This is a genomic window from Burkholderia sp. A2, assembly GCF_001729305.1.
In the GTDB taxonomy this organism is placed as follows: Bacteria; Pseudomonadota; Gammaproteobacteria; order Burkholderiales; family Burkholderiaceae; genus Burkholderia; species Burkholderia sola.
In genome coordinates this window covers 1-8,655 of the sequence record NZ_LZXX01000145.1, presented here as the reverse complement: position 1 = coordinate 8,655, position 8,655 = coordinate 1, and the positions used below count along the sequence as shown (strand labels likewise).

8 protein-coding genes and 1 pseudogene are annotated in these 8,655 nt (G+C 68.9%); 4 read left to right on the top strand and 5 right to left on the bottom strand.

The features are described from left to right. The 3 genes and pseudogenes from A9Z05_RS31550 to A9Z05_RS31540 form a co-directional block, all read left to right on the top strand. Positions 1-1,266: pseudogene (locus A9Z05_RS31550) on the top strand (DUF802 domain-containing protein); the annotation flags it as partial. A 3-nt stretch (positions 1,267-1,269) separates the two neighbouring features. Then, on the top strand, positions 1,270-1,914 hold the full coding sequence (locus tag A9Z05_RS31545) for an OmpA family protein (RefSeq protein WP_069621492.1): 645 nt from the start codon (positions 1,270-1,272) through the stop codon (positions 1,912-1,914). Beyond that, positions 1,911-2,537 carry a DUF2894 domain-containing protein gene (locus A9Z05_RS31540; RefSeq protein WP_069621491.1) on the top strand — a complete coding sequence of 209 codons (627 nt, stop codon included), beginning with the start codon at positions 1,911-1,913 and terminating at the stop codon, positions 2,535-2,537. The genes A9Z05_RS31545 and A9Z05_RS31540 overlap by 4 nt, the downstream gene beginning before the upstream one ends. 33 nt (positions 2,538-2,570) lie before the next feature. Here the strand turns inward: A9Z05_RS31540 and A9Z05_RS31535 are convergent, their stop codons facing one another. The 3 genes from A9Z05_RS31535 to A9Z05_RS37305 form a co-directional block, all read right to left on the bottom strand. Continuing rightward, on the bottom strand, positions 2,571-3,143 hold the full coding sequence (locus A9Z05_RS31535; RefSeq protein WP_069621490.1) for an NADPH-dependent FMN reductase: 573 nt from the start codon (positions 3,141-3,143) through the stop codon (positions 2,571-2,573). A gap of 54 nt (positions 3,144-3,197) precedes the next feature. Next, entirely contained in the window at positions 3,198-3,884 is a 687-nt protein-coding gene (locus tag A9Z05_RS31530; RefSeq protein ID WP_176730269.1) for a histone acetyltransferase, read from the bottom strand. Positions 3,885-3,991: 107 nt separating this feature from the next. Next, entirely contained in the window at positions 3,992-4,216 is a 225-nt protein-coding gene (locus A9Z05_RS37305) for a hypothetical protein (protein ID WP_218077833.1), read from the bottom strand. A 357-nt stretch (positions 4,217-4,573) separates the two neighbouring features. Here A9Z05_RS37305 and cml point away from each other — a divergent pair, with 357 nt between their 5' ends. Further along, a complete protein-coding gene (cml, locus tag A9Z05_RS31525) occupies positions 4,574-5,773 on the top strand; it encodes a CmlA/FloR family chloramphenicol efflux MFS transporter (RefSeq protein WP_069621488.1) in 1,200 nt (399 codons plus the stop codon). A 61-nt stretch (positions 5,774-5,834) separates the two neighbouring features. Here the strand turns inward: cml and A9Z05_RS31520 are convergent, their stop codons facing one another. Further along, entirely contained in the window at positions 5,835-7,118 is a 1,284-nt protein-coding gene (locus A9Z05_RS31520) for an isoprenylcysteine carboxylmethyltransferase family protein (protein WP_069621487.1), read from the bottom strand. Between the two features lie 127 nt (positions 7,119-7,245). Further along, positions 7,246-8,508 (bottom strand): collagen-like triple helix repeat-containing protein, encoded by a 1,263-nt coding sequence (locus A9Z05_RS31515; RefSeq protein ID WP_069621486.1) that lies wholly within the window; start codon positions 8,506-8,508, stop codon positions 7,246-7,248. Between the last annotated feature and the right edge of the window lie 147 nt (positions 8,509-8,655).

Sequence of the window (8,655 nt, the reverse complement as noted above, 5' to 3'; positions counted from 1 at the left end):
CACACCGGTCTGCAATCGCAACTGGCGGCACGTGACGAAGAACGCCTCGCTGCGTGGAACGACTCGCTGGCCGCGATGGCCGCGACGCTCGGCGACGAATGGCAGCGCGCAGGCGTGCACAGCGCGGGCCGTCAGCAGGAAATCTGCGACGCCCTCGCACAAACGACGCGTAATCTCGCCGCACAAGCGTCGACGTTCGAACAACGCTCGAACGATCTGCTGTCGACGATCCGCGAGTCGCACACCGGTCTGCAATCGCAACTGGCCGCACGTGACGAAGAACGCCTCGCCGCCTGGAACGACTCGCTGGCCGCAATGGCCGCGAAGCTCGGCGAAGAGTGGCAGCGCGCGGGTGTGCACAGCGCGGGCCGTCAGCAGGAAATCTGCGACGCGCTTGCACAAACGACGCGTGACCTTGCTGCACAGGCGTCGACGTTCGAACAACGCTCGACCGATCTGCTGTCGACGATTCGCGAGTCGCACACCGGCCTGCAATCGCAACTCGCCGCACGCGACGAAGCCCGCCTCGCCGCCTGGAACGACTCGCTCACGGCGATGGCCGCCGCGCTGCGCGACGAATGGGCGCAGACGAGCGCGCAAGCCGCCGCGCGCCAGCAGGACATCTGCGACACGCTGACCCGCACCGCGAACGACATCACCGCGCAGGCGCAGGTGCACGCAAGCGACACGATCAACGAAATCTCGCGCCTCGTGCAGGCCGCGTCGGAAGCGCCGAAGGCCGCGGCCGACGTCGTCGCCGAGTTGCGCCAGCGCCTGTCCGACAGCATGGTGCGCGACACCGCGATGCTGGAGGAACGCAGCCGCCTGCTCGCGACGCTGGAGACGCTGCTCGGCGCGGTCAACCATGCGTCGACCGAACAACGCACCGCAATCGACGCGCTCGTCAGCACGTCGGCCGATCTGCTCGATCGCGTCGGCGCGCGCTTCAACGACACCGTCGACGCCGAAACGCGCAAGCTCGATTCGGTGGCCGCGCAGGTCACGGCCGGCGCCGTCGAAGTGGCGAGCCTCGGCGATGCGTTCGGGATGGCCGTGCAGGTGTTCGGCGAATCGAACGACAAGCTGCTGACGCATCTGCAGCGCATCGAGGCCGCGCTCGAGAAATCGCTCGCGCGCAGCGACGAACAGCTCGAGTACTACGTCGCGCAGGCGCGCGAGGTGATCGATCTGAGCGTGATGTCGCAGAAGCAGATCGTCGAAGACCTGCAGCAGCTCGCCGGCCGGCGAGCGCCCGTCGGAGCGTAACGCATGCACGACGAAATCGACGGCGGCGCGCAATCGGCGCCGGTGTGGCCCGCGTTCGCCGACCTGATGTCGGTGCTGCTCGGCGCGTTCGTGCTGATCCTCGTCGGCGTGATCGGCATGCAGCTCCAGCTCACGTCGAAGCTCGAGGAAGCGGTGCGCGCGCGCCAGCTCGAGGCGCAGCAGCGCAAGTCGCTCGAACAGGCGCTCGCCGGGCCGCTCGCGGCCGGCCGCGTGACGCTCGTGAACGGGCGCATCGGCATCAGTGGCAACGTGCTGTTCGCGCTGAACTCCGACCAGTTGCAGCCCGCGGGCCGCGACCTGCTGAAGACGCTGGCCGGCCCGCTCGCCACGTACCTGAAGACGCGCGACGAGATCCTGATGATCAGCGGCTTCGCGGACGACCAGCAGGTGCACGCCGGCAACCGCCTGTTCGCGGATAACTGGGAACTGTCGGCCAAACGCGCGCTGACGGTGACGCGCGCGATGATCGATGCCGGCGTGCCGGCGTCGTCGGTGTTCGCGGCCGCGTTCGGCTCCGAGCAGCCGGTCAGCTCGAATGCGGACGATGAAGGCCGCGCGAAGAACCGCCGCGTGGAGATCGCGCCGGTGCCGCGCAAGTCGGCGTCGAACGGAGGAAAGGCAAAGTGACGGGCGACGCGACGCAGGTGCGCGCGACGCTCGACGCCTGGCGCGAGCAGGGCGCCGACCGGCTCGATCCGGTGCGCTTTCACCGGATCGACGCGCTCGAGAAGCGCGCGGCCGTACTCGATGGCGACGCGCGTGCGTTGGTCGATGCGCGGCTTGCAACGCTGATCGAAGGGTTTGCGGAGATCGTCGCGCGCGCCGGTGAAGCCGAAGCTGCGCGCGAGACGGTGGAGGCCGCGGCAGGTGCGCCCGCACGCGGCGCGCTTGCCGCGCTCGTCGCAGGGCTCGGCCGCGATGCGCAGGCCGACCGGCGCGGGCTCGATCCCGAACTGGTCGACTACTTTCGCGCGATGTGGTCGAAGGTCCGCACCGAACAGCAGTATCGCCAGTCGCTCGACCAGGTGCCGCGCAACGCGGGGCCGCTCAATTCGAACAGCCTCGTGCACCGTTCGCTCGCGACGATGCGCGAGCTGTCGCCGGAATACCTGCAGCAGTTCCTGTCGTACGTCGATGCGCTCGCATGGCTCGAGGATCTCGCGGGCGGCGGCACGCAGCCCGAGAAGGAAGCGCCGCGCGCGAAGGCGGCCAAACCGGCGAAAAAGACGACGCGCGCCAAGGCGCGATAACGCCACGGCGCACGCGTTCAGCGGGTGGATCGCCTATCGGTCGGCAGCCGGGGCGTCGATTACCGTGCGCAGCGCGTGCAATGCTTCGACGAGCGCCGACGCGAACGGCGGATGGGCGGCGATGCCCGCCGCGTCGAGCTGGCTGCCGAGGATCGGCAGTGCGATCGATGCATCTTCGACGATCCGCGCCGACATCACCGACAGCGTTTCGCGTAGCGCCGCGTCCGCATGCGTCGCGCGGGGCGACGCGTTCAATACCGCGATCGGCTTGTACACGACGGCCTCGCATCCCACGACCCAGTCCAATGCGTTCTTCATCACGCCCGTGACGCCATGCGCGTATTCGGGGCTCGCGATGACGATGCCGTCGGCCGCGTTCAGGCGGTCGATCAGATCGCGCACCGCGACGGGCGTCGGGTATTCGGCATCGGGATTGAACAACGGGAATTCGCCGAGACGATCGAAGCGCGCGATATGCATGTCGTGCGGTGCGACGAGCGCGGCTGCGTCGAGCAATGCGGCGTTGTACGACTGCGCGCGCAGGCTGCCGCATAGCGCGACGATGTCGATGCGGCGCTCGGAAGCGGTTCGGGTTTCGTTGGCCATCGCGGAACGTGTGGGTGGGTGGCTCGCGCGGCGGCGGCGCGCGGCTCCGGCGAATTATCGCATCGGGGCGTGAGCCATGTGAGCGACGGGCCGCGCGTGGCCGACGCTCCGCACGGGATGTCGTTCGTGTTCGCCGCGCCGCACGTTCACGTTCGCATCCTCGGCGGCATCGACGCCGGTCATCCCGGTTGCTTGCGCCAGTTCACCGAGCGTCCATCCATTCCCGAGCAACAGCCGCCGCGTATGCAGCGCACCGTGCACGTCGTCGGCGACGGCTTCGCCGAGATAACGCAGCGCGCGGCCTTCGACGTCGACGAAGCCATGCGCGTAATCCTGCGCGAGCGCCGTCCACAACTGCGCGGCGCCGACCGACTGGCGCGCGCCGCTGATCAGGCACAGGCCCGCGTCGAGCCCCCATCGATACAGCGTCGTCGCGAGCCCCTTGCGTTGCGCCGAGCCGCGCAGCCGCGTATGCGGCGCGCGCAGGTAGCGATCCGCGCGGCGCGGGATTTCGGGAAGCCGGTTGAACACCGTATAGCCGGCGAGCTGGCGGGCCACCGGATCCTCGACGTAAAGAAAATATTCGCCGTCGGCTTCACGGTGACGGACGATCAGGCCCGAACGGCCGAGCGCGACGGCCGACAGGCCGTGCAGGCGATGGCCCGGCTGGTGCAGGCGGTCATAAAGGGTGTCGAGTTCGTCGTCGATGTCGTGTTGGGAATGCTGTACGTCGATACGCATGGCAAAAGGCGCCCGTCCCGGGCGCATCGAGAAAGGGTTTCATGGCAACGGGGGGAACGGAAATGGAAGCGGCCCCCGGGCTCGGCGAAGCGAGCCGGGGCCGCGAATCAGCTGGGAATGTGCTGAAAACCGGCGGCGATCGCGGCGAGGCCCGCGATGCAGAGTGCGAACAGGATCAGGACTTTGTGGATCACGCCTCTTTCCTCTTGAATGCGCGGCGTCGGCGGGCGGCGTCGCGGAGACGGTGAGCGGCGGGCACGGCCCGCGCGGCCGTCGTGCGGGACGACGGTCGGGCGTCCGGGCGACGGGCGCACGCGGACGGTCAGCACCATACGCGACGGGCAACGGGCGGGCAATCGGACTGACGGAGAAAAGCGATGAAACGCGAGGAATCGCGGTGTTTCGCGGCAATTGGCCGCATGGGGGCTGTGGGCACGCCACGATTCGCCGCGAAGTCCGCGGTTGATCGCGCAGCGGTTTCCGACAGCAGCCCTTGTTCATGCGTCGAAATCGCATACACTTCACCGCGAACGAACCCCACAAGGATCTGACCATGGGAGCGGGCCCGTCCACGGATCGCTGAGCCGCAACAACGTGCTTCACCCGGTTGTTGCGGCGATCTCCTCTCGTCGATGACTCAGCAGGCAGATTGCCGCCGGATTTCCCTTTTTCCGAGCGGATGCTTCGTCATGCCTGATCAAACCCGAACCACGCCCGCGTGGGCTTATTCGCTGCCGTCGGCCTTGCTGCTGATGGCCCCTTTCGATCTCCTCGCGTCGCTGGCGATGGACGTGTATCTGCCGGTGGTGCCGGAGATGCCGTCGGCGCTGCACACGTCGCCCGCCATCGTGCAGCTGACGCTGAGCGTCTACATGGTCGTCCTCGGCCTCGGCCAACTGGTGTTCGGCCCGCTGTCGGACCGGTTCGGACGTCGCCCCGTGCTCCTGGGCGGTGCGTTACTGTTCTCGGCGAGTTCGCTGGCGCTCGCGATGGCGGGAAGCGGCGGCGTATTCGTCGCGTTGCGCCTGCTGCAGGCGCTGGGGGCATCCGCCGCGCTCGTGGCGACCTTTGCAACGGTGCGCGACGTCTATGCCGACCGTCCGGAAGGCTGCACCCTCTACAGCCAGTTCGGCGCGATCCTCGCGTTCGTCCCGGCGCTCGGGCCGATGCTCGGCGCGGGCATTGCGCACGGTTTCGGCTGGCGCGCGATTTTCGTGATGCTCGGCGGCGCCGGATGTCTGGCGCTCGGCCGCGCGTCGTCGCGTTGGCACGAAACGCGGCGACGAGCCGGCGGCAGGCCGCGGTACCCCGTCGTATCGATCCTGCGCAGTCCGTCTTTCCTCGTCTATTCGTTCGGTTTCGGCACGGCCATGGGCGCATTTTTCGTGTTCTTTTCGATTGCGCCGCGTGTGCTGGTCGGACAGGCCGGCTATTCCCGCACCGAATTCAGCGCGGCGTTTGCCACCGTCGCGATCGTGATGATCGTTGCCGCGCGCTTTGCGCGAGGGTGTGTGTCGAGTTGGGGGATTCCGGGCTGTTTTGTGCGCGGCGCGGGCGTCATGATGGCCGGCGCAATCACGCTGGCGGCGTGCACGGCCCTGATGGCGCCGTCGTTCGTCGCGTTCGTGATGCCGATGTGGATCGTCGCGATCGGCATCGTGCTGATGTCGTCGGTGACGGCGAACGGTGCGCTTCGGGATTTCGACGACGCGGCGGGGACGGCGGTCGCGTTGTATTACTGCGTGCAGAGCCTGATCGTCGGCGGTGCCGGCACGTTCGTGACGCTGGCGCTGCCCGGCGATACGCCGTGGCCGCTGGCGGCGTTTTGTTTCGTCATGCCGACGGCATGCGTCGTCTCGCTCGCCGTGTCGAAGCGCACGCGCGGATGAACCCGTGTGTGTGCGTGCCGGCCGGGTCGATGCATCGGCGGCCCGGCCGGGAAGCGGCGCGTCACACCGCCTGCCGCCCGCCGAACGCGTGCCGGATTCGCGCGAACAACCCGTGCTGCGCGATCCACTCCGCATACGCGCGATAGTCGGGATCGCGCATCAGATGACGCTCTTCCGTCTTCGCACGCGTGTAGTAGATCAGGTTGACCGCGACGAGCCCCGCGCAGTGCATGAGCCCGATCTGCCAGCCGAGCGGTTCGACGAACGGCACCGACACCATCCAGTACGACAGGTTCTTCGTGATGTACGCCGGATGCTTCGTGAAGCGGTACGGGCCCGACGTGATGATTCCGCGGTTGGTGAGGTTCGAGAACCGCAGCCCGAACGAGATCGTGCACAGCGCGTAGGTCAGCAGCAGCAGGATGATCGCCGTGCCCCAGATCGCGCGCAGCGTCGGCGCCGACAGCAGCCAGTTGTCCCAGAACAGCGAGCCTTCGTAGCGGATGTAGTTGTTCGAGATCAGCGACCAGAACGGCTGGTAGCAGATCAGCGCGGCGACCCAGCCGAGCGTCGTCGGCTCGACGGTGCGCACGTGGCTGTCGAGGATGCGGAACGTGCACAGATAGCCGACGGTGCCGAACATCAGGTCCATCGTGAACGACAGGTCGTACATGAACACGAAGGTCGCGATCGTCATCGGCGCATGCATCGCGTTCGCGAGCGACGCGCTCAGGTGATCGGCGTCCTTCGACAGGTAGACGGTCATCAGCGGCAGAAAGAACGCCTTCACGCCCCAGCCGGCCAGCATCTCGCGCACCGGCTTCCAGCTCGCGGGCCGCTCGCGGCGAAACAGGAAGCGGCCCCACAGCAGGTACGCGTCGTCGGTCTCGCGCTGGTGGCGATCCATCCACGCGAAGTAGAACGGCGCGGCGACGATCACGTACGGTGCGAGCGCGCGCAGCAGCGACCAGAACGGCAGGTAGAACGCGCCGTGGTATTCGGGCAGCAGCCAGTAGATCGCGCCGATGCCCGCATAGATCGACGTCAGCGCGCCGAGCCGCGTGGCCACGCGCGCGATGCCGAGCGGTCGGACGGCCTGCCGCGACAGCCCCGCGCTCGGGCGCAGGTAGACGCGCGAGATGAAGAGTTCGTGCAGTGCGATCGTGCCGATGATCGCGAGGCTCGCGATGACGGCGCGCGTGGCCGCGTCGAGAGCCGGCTGGTCGCGCGTGACCCATAGCGCGAAGAGTCCGGCCGCGATGCCGAGCAGGCCGGCGCGCAACGGCGTGGCGGAACGGGGTGGGCGGTCCGGGGCGGCGACGATGCCGTCGAGCGTGGAATTCATGATCGGATCCTCGTAGGGATGAGGGCCGGCGCCCCCGCTTGGCGGGTGACGCCGGCCGTCGGCCGGGCTGTTTATGGATGCGCGCCCGGCCATTGGCCTGTCGTTCTGATACGTGATGCGTTAAGGCTTACTTCTTGGTGACGCCGCCCAGCAGACCGCCGAGCAGGTTCGTCACCGGCGACAGCAGGTTGCCGGTGCCGCTCGCGGCGCCGCCGCTCGTGCCGCCGGTCAGGCCGGTCACCACGGAGCCGCTGCCGCCCGGCGCCGTCACGGTGCCCGTTGCGCCGCCAGGGCTGACCGTGCCGACGGCGCCGGCCGAGCCGGCCGGCGTGCCCAGCGCACCGGTGAGCGTGCCGACCGGGCCGCTCGTCAGCACGCCGCCGAGCGCGCCGGACACGTTGCCGCCCGGTGTCGTGACGGTGCCGGTGAGGCTCGCGCCGAGCGGCGTCAGCGAGTTGACGAGGTTGGTGACCGGCGCGAGCAGGCCGCCGACGCCTGCGCCGCTCGTCCCGCTGGTGCCGCCGGTGCCGCTTGAGCCGATGCTGCCGAGCGCACCCGTCACCGTGCCGAGCAGGCCGGTGATCGGCGCGAGCGGGCCGCCGCTGGTACCGCTCGTGCCGCCTGAGCCGCTCGAGCTGCCGCCGCCGAGTGCGCCCGTCAGCGAACCGAGCACGCCCGTGATCGGGGTGAGCGGATTGGTGCCGCTGCTGGAGCTGCCGCTGGACAGCAGGCCGCCGGCCGATGCCACCGTGTTGCCGAGCTGGGACACGCTGCTGCCGGCGCTCGTGCCGACCGGGTTGCCGGTTGCGCCGCCGACCTGCGAACCGACGAGGCCGAGGCCGCTGCCGAGCGTGCTCAGCAAGCCGTTGAGCGGGGCGCCGAGCAGGGTCGCGTTGCCGAGCGTCTGCGTGACGCCCGGCGTTGTGACGCCGCCGGTCAGCGTGTTCGTGATCGGGTTGATCACGCTGCCGAGCTGCGTCTCGAGTTGCTGCACCGGCGCGCTGTTCAGCGCCGTGTTCAGCGCCGATGCGGTCGAGTTGACCGCGGTGCCGACCGTGTTGACGAGACTGCCGACGAGGGTCGTCGCCGGCGCGAGCGGCGACAGCGGACCGGTGCCGAGGCTCGTCACGGCATTGCCGAGGTTGTTGACCGCGCCGCCGGCGCCGGTCAGCAGGCCGGTGGTCGACGTGAGCGTCGGCCCGAGCGGGTTCGGCGACACGCCGATCGAACCGAGGCCGGCCGCGACGCCGTTGCCGAGCGATTGCACGCCGTTGCCGAGGCTGCTGACCGCGTTGCCGACGCTGTTGACCGTCGTCGCGTTCGTGCCGGGAATCTGCACGCCGCCGATCTGGGCGCCGCCGTTCACGACCGTCGTGCCGAGCGCCGTCACGAGGTTGCCGGATTGCTGAAGGACATTGCCGAGGGGGGTGACGCTGGTGCCGGAGGTGCCTGACGTACCTGACGTACCGGAAGTGCCGGATGTGCCCGAAGTACCGGAAGTGCCGGAAGTACCGGAAGTACCGGAAGTGCCGGAAGT

Excerpts from the sequence above, each read along its gene's own strand:
- A9Z05_RS31545 (WP_069621492.1), top strand. The coding sequence starts at position 1,270 with ATGCACGACGAAATCGACGGCGGCGCGCAATCGGCGCCGGTGTGGCCC.
- A9Z05_RS37305 (WP_218077833.1), bottom strand. The coding sequence starts at position 4,216 with ATGGTGCTGACCGTCCGCGTGCGCCCGTCGCCCGGACGCCCGACCGTC.
- A9Z05_RS31520 (WP_069621487.1), bottom strand. The coding sequence starts at position 7,118 with ATGAATTCCACGCTCGACGGCATCGTCGCCGCCCCGGACCGCCCACCC.
- cml (WP_069621488.1), top strand. The coding sequence starts at position 4,574 with ATGCCTGATCAAACCCGAACCACGCCCGCGTGGGCTTATTCGCTGCCG.
- A9Z05_RS31535 (WP_069621490.1), bottom strand. The coding sequence starts at position 3,143 with ATGGCCAACGAAACCCGAACCGCTTCCGAGCGCCGCATCGACATCGTC.
- A9Z05_RS31530 (WP_176730269.1), bottom strand. The coding sequence starts at position 3,884 with ATGCGTATCGACGTACAGCATTCCCAACACGACATCGACGACGAACTC.